Origin of the sequence: Acinetobacter sp. WC-141, from assembly GCF_000313935.1 — a bacterium.
Taxonomy (GTDB): Bacteria; Pseudomonadota; Gammaproteobacteria; order Pseudomonadales; family Moraxellaceae; genus Acinetobacter.
Window position 1 is genome coordinate 124585 of record NZ_AMSS01000043.1, and the last position, 16913, is coordinate 141497.

Below are 16913 nucleotides of genomic sequence, written 5' to 3' on the forward strand. Positions count from 1 at the left end.
TCTTCCCCTTTTTTCCTAAATTTTTTAATATTTTTGATTTATGAAGTTACGAGTAAGAAATTGGATTTATACAATAATATTTAGCTATTTTTCAAAGTCGCAATATATCTTTTAATTTCTTAATTCTTTATTTAGTTTGTATAAAAAAAGAACTCAAAATGAGTTCCTTTTTTTATACATGAAGCGAATTTTCGATATATTGCAAATTAGGAACGTGGTAGCGTTGATCCTCCATTCGCACATATTTAAATATAGTTGGGTGCTGCAAAGCGTCTTGTATATCTTCATTTTCATCTACGACTTCAGAAATACGTAAACGAACCGAAACTGGCATCGATTTACAGATGAGTGCAAAACGTTGGCTAATATCTTCACTTTCAATAACTAATGCCACCGCTCGCGAATCAACCTCATTGTGCACTGAATAGACAGGAAGTTTTACGTCATGCCATTCAATATACTTAATGCCATTTTTAACATCCATAGCCGATAACACGATGTTTTGTGGCAATAGCATCGGCACTTGCTGATCACATTCAATAACATATGCATCTATAAAACCAGTTGAAACAGTAATTAAATGTTGAAGTTCTTGCTGATCCATTTCATTAATTAAAGATGTACTTATATGGGTTTTCATTAGGCGAGTTCCCCTTCAGATGTCATGAAAAAGGCATCAATATTGTGAAGTAAATCTTCTTCTTGGAAAGGTTTACCCATGTATTGATTAACCCCTAAAGCAAATGCTCGTTCACGATGTTTTTCTCCAGTTCTTGATGTAATCATAATGACTGGCATATCTTGATGTAGATCATGATGTCGCACCAGATTAAGTACTTCAAAGCCATCCATTCGCGGCATTTCGATATCAAGCAGCATCAGATCTGGTTTAATATTTTCTAACTGCTCAATTGCATCAATACCATCTTTCGCAGTGACTACATCATAGCCCTGACGTTCAAGTAAACGAGTCGTTACCTTACGGACGGTGACAGAGTCATCCACAATCATAATAAGACGGCGTTCGTCAGCCTCACGTTGTCTATAAACAGCTTCATTAAGCGGCTTATGTCGGCGAGTAGACTGAATTTGGCGAGCAATATTTTGTCCATCTAAAATTAGACAAACTTGACCATCGCCTAAAATAGTTGCGCCGGCAATCGCACCAATAGTAGAGAACTGCTGCCCGATTGGCTTAACTACAATCTGTGCACGTGAACCAATAAGCTGATCAACCAATAATGCAATGGTTTGTCCATTATTGGCCTTAATCATTAATACTGGTAGTGAATACATCATCCCACTTAAACGTGGAATCGGTTGATTACCAACAAACTCAGATAAATAGCGTAATGGATAGCGTTTATTTTCAAATTCAAAGAACTCTTGTGTACTTCCAAAATACTGTTCTAATGATGTTGGTGAAACTCGAACAATTCGATCAATTTGAGCCAACGGAATTGCAAATTGTTGATCGGCAACTTTAACCATTAATGCATCACTAACAGCTACTGTGGTTGGAACACGTATTGTAAAGATTGTACCTTGTCCATAAACAGAGTCGACACTCACATGCCCGCCCAAAGCTTTAATATCACTTTGTACAACATCAAGCCCTACACCACGACCTGAGATCTGAGTGACTTGATCGGCTGTACTTAACCCTGGATGGAAAATCAACTGTAAAATATCTTGATGTTCTAATACTTGTTCAGAATTAATCAAACCAGATAAGAGGGCCTTTTGACGGACCTTCTCAATATCAATACCTCGACCATCATCTTTAAACGTAACAACCACATCCGTACCTTGACGGTGAATATTCAGTTCAATACGTCCAGTTTCTGGTTTTTGCGCTTGTTCACGTTGCACACGATCTTCTAGACCATGGTCAATTGCATTTCGAAGCATGTGCTCAAGTGGTGTAACCAAACGCTCTAACATTGTCCGATCTAGCTCACCTTCAGTATTATTAACAAAAAGCTCTGCTGGTCGATCTAACGCACTAGAAGTCTGCCTCACAATTCTTTGTAAACGAGGTAGCAATCGAGAGAATGGCACTAGACGTGTCCGCATTAGCCCTTCTTGAATTTCGGCCTGAATACGCGATTGCTGTACCAATAAACTTTCGGTATCTCTGATTTTTTCGGATAATGTATTTTTGAAATCCACCAAATCCGATGCAGATTCAGCAAGTGATTTCGATAATTGATTCAATGAAGAATATTGGTCCATTTCTAGAGGATCAAATTCTGTATAACGAGAGTGCTCAATACCATGTTTTGCAATAATCTGAGTTTCTAATTCACCTTCCATTCGACGCAACTGGTCTGCAAGTCGTTGAATGGCTAATTCCATTTCCACTAGCGTATGACCAAATTGACTTAGATCCATTTCAATTCGTGAACGATTAATCGAATTTTCGCCAGACAAATCAATCATTTTCTCAATTAAATCTGCCGAAACTCGGATCATCTCATTGTTTTGTTCAAGATGCTGCGTTTGTTCCCACGCTCCCATCATTGGTGGTGGTTCTGCCCCATCACCTTGCACGAAGCTCATGACAGGTTCGGTACTAAATAGATCAGTTCTAGTCAACTTACTAGGAATTTGTATTGCAGTTTCAATAAACTGGATATTTTCTAAACTTTGTTGTAATCCATCGAAATGTTGATAATTTTGCTTGAAAATTGCCTCTTTTAACCAAACAATCGCACTCTCTAATAAATTGTCATAAATATTTGAGCTAAAATGATGAAGCGCAAATTTTTCAAATGCGTTTTCGAGTTGATAAGCTATCGCTTGTACGGTTTCAAGTCCCACCATACGGGAACCACCTTTCAAGCTGTGCACTGCTCTTTGTAACTGAAGCAAGATACTACGATTAGTACGCTGCTCAAACCACTGCTTTAATAAGTGATCGGCCATCTCTAACAGCTCGGCCGCTTCCTCCATAAATGTCTGCTCGACAACAGAATCAATATCCTGATCTTCGATACTGTCTGTACAACCTTCTGCATCAAAAGCCTGTAATTCTGTGTGTTCAACACGTCTAATATTAGGCTCAACAATTTGCTCAAAATTAGAAGTTAACTCATCAGGATTTAGCGCAGTATTGTGTATAGCTTCTTGTTGTAATACTTCAAAATTTAATTCTGATATAACATCTATTTCAGACTCTGCTTGTATCTCTTTAACAGCAGGCTCAAGTGAATCATATACCTTACCTGCATTCTTAAGTGCTTGAACAGTATGAGCAGCCGCATAATCTAGGTGCTGCTCACGCACGATTTGTAGACGATCAGCTAAATCATCTTGGACCAGACGAATAAAATCAATGAGCGCAGATGAAGTAATTAACTGTCTTTGTATTAGGCGCTCATAAATACTTTCTAATTCATGTGCAATTAAACCAATATAATTTGCCTGAATCATATTTGCCCCACCTTTTAAGGTATGCAAATAGCGCATCAGATTATTAAGAGCAGCAAAGTTATGTTGATCATTAACCCAAATATTAAGATCTGTATCCATTCCCTCAAGCAACTCATCGGCTTCTTCAAGGAAAATATCTAACAGCTCTGGATCAAAGTAACGGTTTACGTGCTCAGTAGACATAAACTGGCGATCTAAATGTACACTCTGACTCATTGCAACATGATCAGTTAATACATTTTCGGTAGATGCCAGAGGCTCTTTTTCTACGTGTTCTAGATCAATACTAAATAGTAAATCAACAATTTCCTGAGAATTTTCTAATGGTTCATTATTAAGGCTTGGAATATGTTGGGTATATAGTTTTAGCTCTTCCAAAACATTTTGGTGTTGCTCAATAATACTTACTCGTTGTCCAGCAGCTAACGCATCAAATAACTGAATTAATTGTTGATGTGCTTTTTGATAAATTTCAAAAATATAATCTGATTGCAATAAATCAGGTCGAAAAAGCAATACATCATAGCTATATTTAAGCTGATTCGTATATTCATATAAACCAATCATTGCTTGTGACTGAGTGTGTTGCAATAACAAATCAGCTTGTTCACTTAAACGTTCAAGATAATGAGGAAACTCGGTACGAACCCCTTTCTCAAAATCTAACTCTGCATCAAGTAATTCGGAAACATCTAGCTGTAATAACTGAGAAACTAGACCATGCGGAGGCATGAGCGGGCTTGAATGCTCACCATGCTGCTCCATATAAGCATCCCAAATCTCATTGAATTGTTTCAGATTAGAGCCTAATTGCTCATCAGAGCTATGCCCTGCCAATAAATCTAAACAATTTCGAATAAAATGACGGTAATCACGGAGTAGCAAAATTTCTTCTGAATGAGAAGAAAGCTCTTCTTGTAATAAGATTTTGAATAAATGCTCAACCTTGGTACTGGCATCAAAAATTGCTTCTATGTGAGCCATTGCTGAGCTACCGCGCAACGTATGTAATGCACGGATTAGCGCATTGTAACTCTCGTGCTGATGTATTTCTTGTTCTAAAAACTGATCGATGGTCGCTAAGTGCTCTTCCGCTTCTTCCATAAATAAAATTAAGGTTTCAGCAAGGTTATGTTCACTTTCTATGGTGGTTTCTAGAGTTAAATTATCTGATTCGTGTTCTAAATCATTCACCTCTAAACCAGTCTTAGTTTCAGCAGTAAGCGTATCCGACAATAATAAAAGTTCGTCTAAAGCAGGCTCTAAACTTTGCTGTTGTTGTAATTGTTGTCCCAATAAAATAAGAGGTCTAAAATCTAAGGTATGTTGCTTTTTAGATTTAAAATCGTCTACTAATTTAAAGAAATAGAACTTAAATACCAACTGAACATATTGTTGGATGTTAGGAGTTAATCTGAGGCTCTCATTGATTATCCGATTTAGTGTATCTTCTACAGTCCAAGCAAGCTCTGCAGAAGATTTCGCTCCAATCATTCGTCCAGAACCTTTTAAGGTATGAAAATGGCGACGGATTTCAGTCAGCGTAGCAACATTTTTAGATTGCATCCACTCATGAATCAAAGATTGTAATTCAACAAAAATCTCTTCAATTTCTTCAACAAAGATATCAAGGAATTCTGCATCTTGTTGAGAATAGCTATCTTCCGGTAGCATCATTGCTTCAGTTAAAGTTTTTAATATTTCTTTCATAGCAAAGGCTTCTTTTGCTTGTCTCCTAGATGGAGAAAAACGACAGAGTCAACACCAGATAAATAGCTGTACCCCCAATATTTATCTGGTGTTGTTAATACTTTTTAGAAGAATAGCTATTATAGAAACAGCTATCTTCATCCCCAATTTAATCAGGTAATTTAAAGTCCGTTACCGATTCACGTAATGACTCTGCCATATTGGCCAATTCAGAAACAGAACGCGCTGTATCGAATGTTGCAGTTGTGGTTTGCGAAGTAATTTCTTGTACTACGGTCATGGTGGTAGCAATGTGACTCGCAGATGCAGACTGAAGTTTTGCTGCGTCAGAGATGCTAGCCATCAAGCTTGCCAAATCACCAGATACTTTTTGAATTTCATCCAAGGCAATACCTGCGTCTTTTGCCAAATTCGCTCCACGCACAACTTCAGTTGTTGTTTGTTCCATTGAAATAACAGCTTCGTTAGTATCGGTCTGAATTGTTTTAACTAGCGTTTCGATCTGTTTAGTTGCTGATGCAGAGCGTTCCGCAAGACGTTGTACTTCATCTGCAACCACGGCAAAACCACGTCCTGCTTCACCTGCCATAGATGCTTGAATTGCTGCGTTTAATGCAAGAATGTTTGTTTGGTCAGCAATGTCGTTAATTAACGATACGATGTTACCAATTTCTTGTGAAGACTCGCCCAAACGTTTAATACGTTTGGAAGTTTCCTGAATCTGTTCACGAATTGTGTCCATACCTTCAATTGAACGATTTACCACTTGTGCTCCATTAGAAGCAATTTGTACCGAACGTTCCGCTACTTCGGCAGATTCAGATGCATTTGAAGATACTTGGTCAATTGATTGCGCCATTTCATTCATTGCGGTTGATGCACCAGCGATTTCTTGTGCCTGATGCTCTGATGCTTCTGCCAACTGGTTAGTAATATTTTGAGTATCTTGCGTATAGCGGGCAACTTCCTGAGAAGTTTCATGAATTCGGGATACAAGGTCACGTAATTGGTCAATCGCGAAGTTAATCGAGTCGGCAATTGCTCCCGTAAAATCCTCAGATACAGTTGCATATGAACGTAAGTCACCATCTGCAAGATCGGCGATTTCATCGAGTAAACGTAAAATCGCGTTTTGGTTACGGTCATACTCGTCTTGTAATCGAGTAACACGTTGCTTATCCATCACACTACGTAATGTAATTAATTTAAATACAGAGAAGATTAAGCCTGCTAAAGAACTGATCAGCACTGCACCTAACAATAAAGTAAGCCAGTTCTTTCTTGCTACGTCAGATAAATGCCCCAAGTTATCTAACAGGACATCAGATTTAGAAAAAATCTGAGAAGATGCCTGACGAACATTGACAATCTGGTTACCATTTTTTAATACCGTGGCAGCAGCAGATTTTAATACTTTGTCATATTCATTTTTAATACTTTCTAATGATTCACGTAAAGCCGGATCTGCAATACGATCTACCCCCAATTCAGCATTACCATTAAGTTCAGCATTTAAATATGTACCAAATGTTTCAATATCTACACTAAAATCACTAGTCGATATGTTTCCATCTGTACCACTTAATACCGAGTTAATAGAACGTAAAATACGTTCAGCAATAAAAACCTGGTTTTTAGCAATAATTACCTGACTACTTGGCAAACCTTGACGAGCCATTTGGTCAACCATCAAGTTATATTCGGCCTGAATTTCAGGAACCGTTTCACTAATTGAGATGTTAGTGTCATATAACTGGTTAAGAACTTTCTGGTGAGATGAAATCAAATCAATATTTTTTGAAACACCAGTCCACATGACTTCAACTTTTTGATATTCATCAGTCGACTTACCATGAATATTTTCAATCTCAAGTAAGTTTTCATCAAAGTCTTTTTGAGACTGCTGTAACTTTGTGATCGCTTCTTGAGAACCCGACTCTGTTGCCTCTGTTGCTTGTTTAGAAATCGTTTGAGATAACAAACGTAATTCACCGAGGCTTCGGATTAACTGGTTATGACGTGGAACGTTATAAAACAGGTAGGCGAGAGAAACTAGCGCAAGAGCAAAACATACAAGTGCTGCATACAGGATAGGCTTGGACTTTTCACTTTCCCCAAATAAACTGGCAAATTGCTCAATTCTTGACTGGATTGTTGCAATAAAATTGACACCCGATTTTTCGGACGCAACACGATTGCCGCCTTTCTTTTTAAGCTTAAAGCCCATAGCTTTTCCCCAGAAAAATACGCTGTTTTTCACAGCGTAAAAATTAGTTTATAAATTTTGTCGATGCATTCATGTAATGTGGGTTTTGCAATAACCGACTAAATAAAAAGACATGCCAGTGCTGGTTATGTTGGTGAAAATAACCTTGGCAATACTCTTTTAAGTTTTCCTCTAAGTCTAAGCTTTGAGAAAAAAAGCTTTTTTTATTAAAGTGCTGAATCCCCAAAACCTGATCTACGACCAACCCCACATACTGGTCGCGATGGCTAATGCATAATACTTTTTGAGTTGACGAAAATGAACTTCGTTGCCCTAAAATAAAATGTGCCAGATCAGACACAGAAATTAATCTTCCCCGAATATTAGCCAATCCTTTTACCCAACTTTGGGTATTTGGAACAGGCGTATATTTTGGTGGATAGATAACTTCTGACACTTCCCCAAGTGGTGCGACGAAGTATTGCCCTCTCATTTCAAAAGCAATCCCTGACCATCGCTGTGCTTCATTTTGAACTGAAGCGTAATTCTTATTACCCCGTTTAGACAAACGAAGTAACTCGATAAATCCGTTCGCTGCCATACTCGATCCTATAAAACGGGCACATAATCCCGTTATTTATGTTTTTATGGATGGATGAGTTAATTTAGAAATTGTTTAATTACATCAATCAATTGCTTTTCTTCAATAGGTTTAATCAGATAATCGATTGCACCTTGACGTTTACCCCATACTCGGTCAGTTGCCTGATCTTTAGTACTCACAATTACCACCGGAATATGCTTAGTGTCTTCCCCACGACTAATCTGGCGTGTTGCCTGAAAACCGTTTACACCAGGCATGACCACATCCATTAATACAAGGTCTGGTTGCTCTGCTTTTGCAAGAGTTACACCATCCGCACCGTTTGATGCTTCAAGCACGTCGTAACCATGTTTGGTTAGGATTTCTTTAAAACGAAAAGTTTCTGTTGGTGAATCATCTACAATGAGAATACGTGCCATTTTTTTGCCCTCAAATTACTTGCTATGAACTTACATGATTACGAATCGCGTTTAACAATTCATCTTTGCTAAAGGGTTTCGTCAAGTATTCATCTGAACCTACCACACGCCCTTTTGCCTGATCAAATAAACCATCTTTACTAGAGAGCATGATAACGGGAATGTTCTGATAATTTTGAGAGTTTTTAATCAAAGCACAAGTTTGATAACCATCTAAACGAGGCATCATGATATCGACAAAAACAATATCCGGATTTGCTTCTGCAATTTTGGACAAAGCTTCAAATCCATCCACAGCGGTAATCACTTCACAGCCTTCTCGCTGTAATAAGGTTTCTGCTGTACGGCGAATGGTTTTTGAGTCATCAATCACCATTACTTTCAGATTTTGGAATGCATCTTCCATTTAATCTTCCATCCCCATAAATATAAAATATAAATGCAATTTAACTTAAATTTGTTTTTACACATTTATAAGCATTTTTAACATATCTCAAGGTCTATTTTCAATGAGACATTTTTGTCTACTTTCTCATTTATAAACAATAACTTTTAACCTCATCACACTTTAATTAAAATTATCATTTTTTTTATAATGACTATATTTTTATTCAGCTAAATAATAACTAATATAATAAAGATTAATTATTTAAAAATAAGCGATTTAGCTATCTTTTTTGGGGATTTTCAATGAATGATCGGATGAAATATGCCTTTTATAGGAACTGCTTGTCTGTATCTATAGGCATTATTTCCTTCGGTTCGCTCTGTTTCTCAACAACCTCTGCTATAGCAGATACATCTAAAGTGGTCTGGTATCGTTATTATGATCAACACGGTACGGCCAATATCAGTACTTCAGTCACTCCTGCTCATATACGTTACGGTTATGAAGTGCTAGATCGAAATATGCAAGTGATTAAAAGAAATCATTCATATAATGCAGAGGCTGATTTAAATCAATCAAGTCAACGAGCATTATCGGCACGGCATAGAGAACAAGATATCAAATTAAAAAAAGCGTATAGCAATAGTAAGACCGCTTTGATTAAAAGAGATCAAGCATTACTTGCAATAAAAAAGCAAATTAACTATCAACAAGAACAACTCAACCAGTTACAACAAGATAAAATTTTATTTAAACGTCAAGAAATGGAGTATTTCAGAAAAGGAGAAACAGTTCCTGAACGTCATAAGACTTTGATTGAAAACAATCTAAATAATATTAATCGGGTTAAACAAACACTTGAAACTCTTTCCAAGACCTACCGCCGTACCAATAGCGAGTATGAAAATATTATCGAACGTTTAAAAAAGCTTGAATAACTGTAAAGGTTTATCAAGAATAGGGGCAAAATAAAATTTGAATTATAGGATGATGCTGTATGCATAAAATGCATCTCACCCCTTCTACTGTTTTTAAATTGAGTATTATTAGTTTATGTTTGATTTTAGCTGCATGTAATCAGCAAGAAACTCCCAAAACTACAGCATCAGCTCCCTCAAAAATTGAACTCATTCCTCAAGACCTGATTGCAGTTAAAGAGGGAGCACTTGACTCTCAAACCGCATTTACAGGAACAATTCGAGCAGTTCAGCAAAGTTCAATTCAGGCTCAAGTGAGCGCCACAGCGACCACTGTAACTGCAAATGTTGGCCAGCAGGTACAAAAAGGCCAAGTTTTAGTCAGATTAAATAATCAGGACAATGTTGCACGATTAGCACAAGCACGCGCTAACCTTGCTTCAGCTCAATCTCAAGCGGAACTTGCACGTAATTTAATGAACCGAAAGCAAAGATTGTTTAACCAAGGATTCATTGCTCGTGTCGAGTTTGAACAGAGTCAGGTTGACTATAAAGGCCAACTTGAAAGTGTAAAAGCCCAGCAAGCAAATGTTGATATTGCTCGTAAGGCTGATCAAGATGGCATTATTACTAGCCCAATTTCAGGTGTCATTACTAAACGACAAGTCGAACCTGGTCAGACTGTATCAGTTGGCCAAACATTATTTGAAATCGTAAATCCAGACCAACTTGAAATACAGGCCAAGTTACCAATTGAACAACAGTCTGCTCTTAAAGTAGGTAGCAGTATTCAATATCAGATTCAGGGAAATTCTAAACAGTTAAATGCGACGCTTACACGTATTTCACCTGTTGCAGATCAAGATAGCCGTCAAATCGAGTTTTTTGCAGTTCCTAAAGAAAAAATTGATTCGTTAAGTATTGGGGCTTTCATTAATGGAAATATTCTCCGTAATGACACTCAGCAAGGCCAAACGATTCCTTTAGATAGCATTCAAAATATACAACATGATCCTTTTGTATGGGTGGTACGTAATCACACCATTCAAAAAGTTAAAATTCGTGTGATTGAACAGCGCTATAACGACAATATTGCTCTAGTTGATGGTTTACAACGCACAGATCTAGTGAGCCGTATTCAATTTGAAGATTCCGACATTAATAAAAAAGTGACGGTTACAACCGACAAAAATAAATAAGGTAGCAAATAGCGTATGTGGTTTACTCGAATCAGTGTGAAATATCCCGTTTTTACCATTATGATGATGATCAGCTTAATGGTACTCGGGTTAGCTTCTTGGAAACGTATGACGGTTGAAGAGTTTCCAAACGTCGATTTCCCATTCGTAGTAGTGACTACGCAATATGCTGGTGCTTCACCCGAAGCAGTTGAGTCAGATATTACAAAAAAACTCGAAGATCAGATCAATACAATTTCAGGGATTAAACAAATCACTTCACGCTCAAGTGAAGGCTTTTCGATGATTGTGGCTGAGTTTAATCTCGATACCTCATCAGCCCTTGCAGCACAAGATGTTCGTGACAAAATTGCACCTGTCACCGCCCAATTTCGTGATGAAATTGATACACCGATTGTACAACGCTACGATCCCTCTTCTAGCCCAATCATGTCAGTTGTATTTGAATCAAATAGCATGAGTTTGGCTCAATTAAGTTCATATGTAGATAAACGTATCGTGCCCCAGCTTAAAACCGTGTCTGGTGTCGGTAATGTGAATTTATTGGGGGATGCCAAACGGCAAATACGAATAAAAATTCTTCCTGAGCAACTACAAAGTTACGGCATTGGGATTGATCAAGTCATCAATACGCTAAAAAATGAAAATATTGAAGTTCCCGCGGGCACCCTACAACAAAAGAATTCTGAACTGGTTGTACAGATTCAATCAAGGGTCATTCATCCGCTTGCATTTGGCGATTTGGTGATTGCCAATAAAAATGGTTCACCCATTTTTTTAAAGCAAGTAGCAACTGTTGAGGACACACAAGCTGAACTACAATCGAGTGCCTTTTATAATGGAAGAACTGCGGTCTCTGTCGATATCTTAAAAAGTTCCGATGCCAATGTGATTCAGGTTGTCGATAAAACCTACCAAACTTTAGAGAAATTAAAAACACAAATGCCTGCGGGTTTAAACTACAAAGTCGTAGCCGATAGCTCGAAAGGAATTCGTGCTTCAATTAAAGATGTAACCCGCACCATTATTGAAGGTGCCGCCTTAGCCGTTTTAATTGTTCTATTATTTTTAGGCTCTTTCCGCTCTACCGTCATTACAGGCTTAACCTTACCAATTACTCTGCTAGGAACCCTAACGTTCATTTGGGCTTTTGGTTTTAGCATTAATATGATGACGCTATTAGCCCTATCGCTCAGTATTGGTCTTTTAATTGATGATGCGATTGTAGTTCGGGAAAACATCGTAAGACATACTGAACTTGGCAAAGATCATGTGACTGCAGCCCTTGATGGCACGAAAGAAATTGGTTTAGCCGTACTCGCAACCACGCTGACCATCGTAGCGGTATTTTTACCTGTTGCCTTTATGGGCGGACTGATTGGACGTTTCTTTTATCAGTTTGGCGTAACGGTCAGTACAGCTGTTTTAATTTCAATGTTTATTAGTTTTACGCTTGATCCAATGTTGTCTGCTCATTGGAAAGATCCGGTTAAGAAAAAAGATAATTTGCTACAACGCTTTTTTAACCATATTTCTAATTTGTTAGATCGGCTTACTCATGTTTATGAAAATCTCTTAAAGCTGGCTTTACGTTTCCGTTTGATCACAGTCATTATTGCAATTGCTTCATTATTTGCGGCACTAGGACTGTCTAAACTCATCGGGACCGAATTTGTACCTACCCCAGACAAAGGTGAAGTCCGCATTCAATTTGAAACCCCTGTAGATGCATCTTTGGAATATACCCAAGCGAAATTACATCAAGTAGATAAAATTATTAGACAATTTCCTGATGTGGTTTCCACTTATGGCGTGGTCAACAGTGAAGTAGACTCTGGTAAAAACCATGCAGGGTTAGGTGTGACCTTAAAGCCAAAACAAGAACGTAGCTCAGATCTGAATACACTCAATAATGAGTTCCGCGATCGTTTGCAAAGTGTAGCGGGTATTCGAGTGACTTCTGTTGCAGCAGCACAAGATTCTGTCTCTGGCGGACAAAAGCCAATCATGATCTCTATTAAAGGATCTGACCTAAATGAACTACAAAAAATTTCAGATCGTTTTATTGCTGAAATGGAAAAAATTAAAGGTGTAGTTGATTTAGAAAGTTCATTGAAAGAACCGAAACCGACTCTGGGTGTTCATATTAATCGTGTACTGGCAAGTGATTTGGGTTTATCTGTTTCTCAGATTGCCAACGCGATTCGCCCATTAATTGCTGGCGATAACGTAACGACTTGGGAAGATCGCGATGGGGAAAATTATGATGTGAATGTACGTTTAAATGAAAATAAACGTATGCTTCCGCAAGATGTGCAGAACCTATATCTCAATTCCAATAAGACCAATGCGACTGGGCAAAAGATATTAGTTCCACTTAGCGCAGTTGCAACAACCGAAGAAAAACTCGGCGCTTCACAAATTAACCGACGTGATCTTGAGCGTGAAGTATTAATTGAGGCAAATACCTCAGGACGACCTAGTGGCGACATTGGTCAAGACATCGATAAAATGCAAAAGGCATTTAAACTACCTGCTGGATATACATTTGATACTCAAGGGGCAAATGCTGACATGGCTGAATCTGCTGGATATGCATTAACAGCCATCACCCTATCGATTGTATTTATCTATATTGTTTTAGGTTCTCAGTTTAATAGCTTTATTCATCCAGCTGCCATTATGACCTCTTTACCATTGTCACTCATTGGCGTTTTTCTTGCCCTATTCTTATTCAACAGCACCCTGAACCTATTTTCAATTATTGGCATTATCATGTTGATGGGGCTAGTCACCAAAAATGCGATTTTGCTGATCGATTTTATTAAGAAAGCAATGGATCAGGGGACAAGCCGTTACGATGCTATTTTACAAGCAGGCAAAACACGTTTACGTCCAATTTTAATGACGACAAGTGCCATGGTCATGGGTATGGTTCCTTTAGCTTTAGGTCTTGGCGAAGGCGGTGAGCAAAGCGCACCAATGGCTCACGCTGTGATTGGGGGAGTAATTACCTCTACCCTATTGACTCTTGTGGTTGTACCCGTCATTTTCACTTATCTAGATGACTTGAAAAACTTTATGCTGCGTCAAACTCGACGATTCATGTCATAATGCAGCGATTATCGTATAATCTGCGTTTTTATAACGCTTAACTTTTAGGACTTTTTCCATGCGCGCAAGCCGCTTTTTATTTGCAACGTTGAGAGAAACCCCAAATGATGCTGAAGTGATTTCACACCAGCTCATGTTACGTGCGGGGATGATTCGTAAATTGGCATCTGGTTTATATACATGGCTGCCGATGGGAACACGTGTGCTTAAAAAAGTAGATGCGATTGTTCGTGAAGAAATGAACTGCTCAGGTGCAATGGAAGTATTCATGCCCGTGACTCAACCCGCAAGTCTTTGGGAAGAATCGGGTCGATATGAACAATATGGTCCTGAATTATTACGCTTTAAAGATCGTCATACGAACCCATTTGTACTTGGGCCAACGCATGAAGAAGTTATTACAGACATGGCGCGTAACGAACTTAAAAGTTATAAGCAGCTTCCTGTAAATTTCTATCAAATTCAAACCAAATTCCGTGATGAAATTCGTCCACGTTTTGGTGTAATGCGTTCACGTGAGTTCATCATGAAAGATGCTTATTCTTTCCATGCAACTCAAGAGTCATTACAAGAAACTTATGACGTGATGTACGACACCTATAGCCGCATTTTCACTCGCTTAGGTCTAGACTTCCGCCCAGTACAAGCCGACACAGGTTCTATTGGTGGTTCAGCTTCACACGAATTCCATGTATTGGCTGCGAGTGGTGAAGATGACATCGCATTTTCAACTGAATCTGATTATGCAGCAAACGTTGAAATGGCTGAGGCTGTTTTAGTGGGTGAACGCGCAGCACCTACACAAGAACTAAAATTGGTTGAAACACCAAACCAAAAAACAATTGATGATGTATGCCAATTCTTAAATGCTGATCCAAAGCAATCGGTTAAAGCATTATTGGTCCAAGGTGTTGCAGACGAAAAAGGTCATGTTCCTGTCGTTGCTCTATTTGTACGTGGCGACCACGAACTAAATGAGATTAAAGCTGAGAAACATCCTTTAGTTGCTGCACCTCTTACTTTTGCAACTGAAGAGCAACTTCAAGCATTTGGTTTAACGGCTGGGTTTACTGGTCCACAAGGTTTAGTCGAAAAAGGCTTAACCGTAATTATTGACCGTGCTGCATCTGTTCTTTCTGACTTCATTGCTGGTGCAAATGAAGCTGACAAACATGCGGTTGGCGTAAACTGGGAACGTGATGCACAAATTAGCGAAGTTTTTGACTTACGTAATGTGGTTGAAGGCGACCCATCTCCAGATGGCAAAGGCACACTACAAATTAAACGTGGTATTGAAGTAGGTCATATTTTCCAGCTTGGTACTAAATATTCTGAAGCTTTAGGCTGTAAAGTTCTAGGCGAAGATGGCAAACCATTTACAGTAACTATGGGATGCTACGGTATTGGTGTAACACGTGTTGTTGCAGCTGCAATTGAACAAAACTACGATGACAAAGGTATTATCTGGCCACAAGCCATTGCACCTTTTGAAATTGCCATTGTTCCAATGAATGCACACAAATCACCACGCACTCTTGAAGCAGCAGAAGCACTTTATGCAGAACTTCAAGCTCAAGGTTTTGATGTGTTGCTTGATGATCGTAACGAACGTCCAGGTGTTAAGTTCTCTGACCTTGAATTGATGGGTATTCCACACCGTATTGTGATTGGTGAAAAAGGTCTTGATGCTGGTACTTTTGAATATAAAGGCCGTCGCGATGCTGAAGCGAGCAATTTAACGAAAGAAGAACTTTTAGCTAAGTTAGCGCGTTAATTACATCCATGTCACTGCCTCAAATGGTAGTGACATGCAAATGTTATTTATATAAGCAATACCTTACTTTTGTTTTGGCAAAAGTAACAAAACCATTTGTATGACTGACGGTACGTCCATGCTACCGCAGCCATACAAGCGGCATCCATGCCGCCATCACAATAGTAAATTTCATATTATTGTACTTAAATAAAAAAACTGCCTCTCAAAAGAAACAGTTTTTTCATCGCCATATAAAATTTATGCCTGAACCGTTAAGTCCTTGATATTGGTTGATGAACCATTTGTTTTAACAGACTCAATTCCTTTATCTCGTGAAGCTTCACTTGCATAGAACTGACTCGTGCCAATAATTTGATGATTTGCAGCTTTTAAATTGAAATAAGGTTTCCCATTCTTTGCAGTTAAACGCTCATATCGTGCGTCATCACCACTATTTTTCTGAATTGATTCAATACCATTTACCGCAGAAGCTTTAGCCTTATATAGCTCACTATTTAAAATAGGTTCACCATTTCCTGCTTTTAAAATAAAGCGGTATTGTCCATCACTCGCTAGTGAAATTTCGTACCATCCTGCCATAAAAACCTCATTTTTTTGTTGGTGTGGGTATGACTTTCGTTATTATTCTGGACGAAAGTTATTTGTTATTTATGACAATATAAATGGGCTATCATTCTTTGAATAGCCCATTTTTTATACTTTTTCGTAATAAAATTAGAATGATGTTAGAAATTTAAAAAGTAGAGATATAAGTGCATATCTCTACTGAAATGTAATGAAAATTAACAATTTAAGCTTTTTTTACAAATTCAGATTTTAATTTCATCTGACCAATGCCATCAATTTTACAATCGATATTGTGACCATCGCTCGCATCTGGAACTAAGCGAATGGTTTTTACTTTTGTACCTACTTTCACAACTGAAGATGAACCTTTAATTTTTAAGTCTTTAATGACAGTGACGCTATCGCCATCAGCTAATACATTTCCATTAGCATCTTTAATAATTTCTTGTTCTTCGGTAAGCGATGCTTCCCCTTCTTTCCACTCATTTGAGCATTCAGGACAGATTAATAAGTCGCCATCTTGGTAAGTATATTCTGATTGGCATTTTGGGCAATTTGGCAAAGACATGAAAAAAAT

Annotated in this window: 12 protein-coding genes; 4 read left to right on the top strand and 8 right to left on the bottom strand. The window is 38.1% G+C overall.

Annotated features, from left to right (window positions below; translation table 11 throughout):
* Positions 1-172: 172 nt before the first annotated feature.
* From ACINWC141_RS06765 to pilG, 6 genes are all read right to left on the bottom strand, one after another.
* On the bottom strand, positions 173-640 hold the full coding sequence (locus tag ACINWC141_RS06765) for a hypothetical protein (protein WP_009389300.1): 468 nt from the start codon (positions 638-640) through the stop codon (positions 173-175).
* Complete coding sequence (locus ACINWC141_RS06770) at positions 640-5145, bottom strand: hybrid sensor histidine kinase/response regulator (protein ID WP_009389610.1); 4506 nt, start codon at positions 5143-5145, stop codon at positions 640-642. The genes ACINWC141_RS06765 and ACINWC141_RS06770 overlap by 1 nt, the downstream gene beginning before the upstream one ends.
* A gap of 148 nt (positions 5146-5293) precedes the next feature.
* Positions 5294-7372: a methyl-accepting chemotaxis protein gene (locus tag ACINWC141_RS06775; RefSeq protein WP_009389400.1), complete on the bottom strand. Its 2079-nt coding sequence runs from the start codon at positions 7370-7372 to the stop codon at positions 5294-5296.
* Between the two features lie 43 nt (positions 7373-7415).
* Positions 7416-7952 carry a chemotaxis protein CheW gene (locus tag ACINWC141_RS06780; RefSeq protein WP_009389381.1) on the bottom strand — a complete coding sequence of 179 codons (537 nt, stop codon included), beginning with the start codon at positions 7950-7952 and terminating at the stop codon, positions 7416-7418.
* A 59-nt stretch (positions 7953-8011) separates the two neighbouring features.
* Positions 8012-8374 (bottom strand): response regulator, encoded by a 363-nt coding sequence (locus ACINWC141_RS06785; protein ID WP_009389403.1) that lies wholly within the window; start codon positions 8372-8374, stop codon positions 8012-8014.
* Between the two features lie 22 nt (positions 8375-8396).
* Complete coding sequence (gene pilG, locus ACINWC141_RS06790; protein WP_000389061.1) at positions 8397-8780, bottom strand: twitching motility response regulator PilG; 384 nt, start codon at positions 8778-8780, stop codon at positions 8397-8399.
* 284 nt (positions 8781-9064) lie between these two features.
* Here pilG and ACINWC141_RS06795 point away from each other — a divergent pair, with 284 nt between their 5' ends.
* From ACINWC141_RS06795 to ACINWC141_RS06810, 4 genes are all read left to right on the top strand, one after another.
* Positions 9065-9700 (top strand): hypothetical protein, encoded by a 636-nt coding sequence (locus tag ACINWC141_RS06795; protein ID WP_034677903.1) that lies wholly within the window; start codon positions 9065-9067, stop codon positions 9698-9700.
* Positions 9701-9768: 68 nt separating this feature from the next.
* Complete coding sequence (locus ACINWC141_RS06800; RefSeq protein WP_081400054.1) at positions 9769-10878, top strand: efflux RND transporter periplasmic adaptor subunit; 1110 nt, start codon at positions 9769-9771, stop codon at positions 10876-10878.
* Between the two features lie 15 nt (positions 10879-10893).
* The gene (locus ACINWC141_RS06805) at positions 10894-13992 is read left to right on the top strand and encodes an efflux RND transporter permease subunit (protein ID WP_009389472.1); all 3099 of its coding nucleotides are present in this window, start codon (positions 10894-10896) and stop codon (positions 13990-13992) included.
* Between the two features lie 58 nt (positions 13993-14050).
* Positions 14051-15766 carry a proline--tRNA ligase gene (locus ACINWC141_RS06810; RefSeq protein ID WP_009389591.1) on the top strand — a complete coding sequence of 572 codons (1716 nt, stop codon included), beginning with the start codon at positions 14051-14053 and terminating at the stop codon, positions 15764-15766.
* Positions 15767-16006: 240 nt separating this feature from the next.
* Here the strand turns inward: ACINWC141_RS06810 and ACINWC141_RS06815 are convergent, their stop codons facing one another.
* On the bottom strand, positions 16007-16348 hold the full coding sequence (locus ACINWC141_RS06815) for a YegP family protein (RefSeq protein ID WP_009389333.1): 342 nt from the start codon (positions 16346-16348) through the stop codon (positions 16007-16009).
* 211 nt (positions 16349-16559) lie between these two features.
* On the bottom strand, positions 16560-16904 hold the full coding sequence (locus tag ACINWC141_RS06820) for a zinc ribbon domain-containing protein YjdM (RefSeq protein WP_009389494.1): 345 nt from the start codon (positions 16902-16904) through the stop codon (positions 16560-16562).
* Positions 16905-16913 lie beyond the last annotated feature (9 nt).

What these genes read in the sequence shown, in the direction of transcription:
- pilG (WP_000389061.1), bottom strand. Translation starts at nt 8,780, where the DNA reads ATGGAAGATGCATTCCAAAATCTGAAAGTAATGGTGATTGATGACTCA.
- ACINWC141_RS06820 (WP_009389494.1), bottom strand. Translation starts at nt 16,904, where the DNA reads ATGTCTTTGCCAAATTGCCCAAAATGCCAATCAGAATATACTTACCAA.
- ACINWC141_RS06815 (WP_009389333.1), bottom strand. Translation starts at nt 16,348, where the DNA reads ATGGCAGGATGGTACGAAATTTCACTAGCGAGTGATGGACAATACCGC.
- ACINWC141_RS06770 (WP_009389610.1), bottom strand. Translation starts at nt 5,145, where the DNA reads ATGAAAGAAATATTAAAAACTTTAACTGAAGCAATGATGCTACCGGAA.
- ACINWC141_RS06810 (WP_009389591.1), top strand. Translation starts at nt 14,051, where the DNA reads ATGCGCGCAAGCCGCTTTTTATTTGCAACGTTGAGAGAAACCCCAAAT.
- ACINWC141_RS06780 (WP_009389381.1), bottom strand. Translation starts at nt 7,952, where the DNA reads ATGGCAGCGAACGGATTTATCGAGTTACTTCGTTTGTCTAAACGGGGT.
- ACINWC141_RS06805 (WP_009389472.1), top strand. Translation starts at nt 10,894, where the DNA reads ATGTGGTTTACTCGAATCAGTGTGAAATATCCCGTTTTTACCATTATG.
- ACINWC141_RS06795 (WP_034677903.1), top strand. Translation starts at nt 9,065, where the DNA reads ATGAATGATCGGATGAAATATGCCTTTTATAGGAACTGCTTGTCTGTA.
- ACINWC141_RS06765 (WP_009389300.1), bottom strand. Translation starts at nt 640, where the DNA reads ATGAAAACCCATATAAGTACATCTTTAATTAATGAAATGGATCAGCAA.
- ACINWC141_RS06775 (WP_009389400.1), bottom strand. Translation starts at nt 7,372, where the DNA reads ATGGGCTTTAAGCTTAAAAAGAAAGGCGGCAATCGTGTTGCGTCCGAA.
- ACINWC141_RS06800 (WP_081400054.1), top strand. Translation starts at nt 9,769, where the DNA reads ATGCATCTCACCCCTTCTACTGTTTTTAAATTGAGTATTATTAGTTTA.
- ACINWC141_RS06785 (WP_009389403.1), bottom strand. Translation starts at nt 8,374, where the DNA reads ATGGCACGTATTCTCATTGTAGATGATTCACCAACAGAAACTTTTCGT.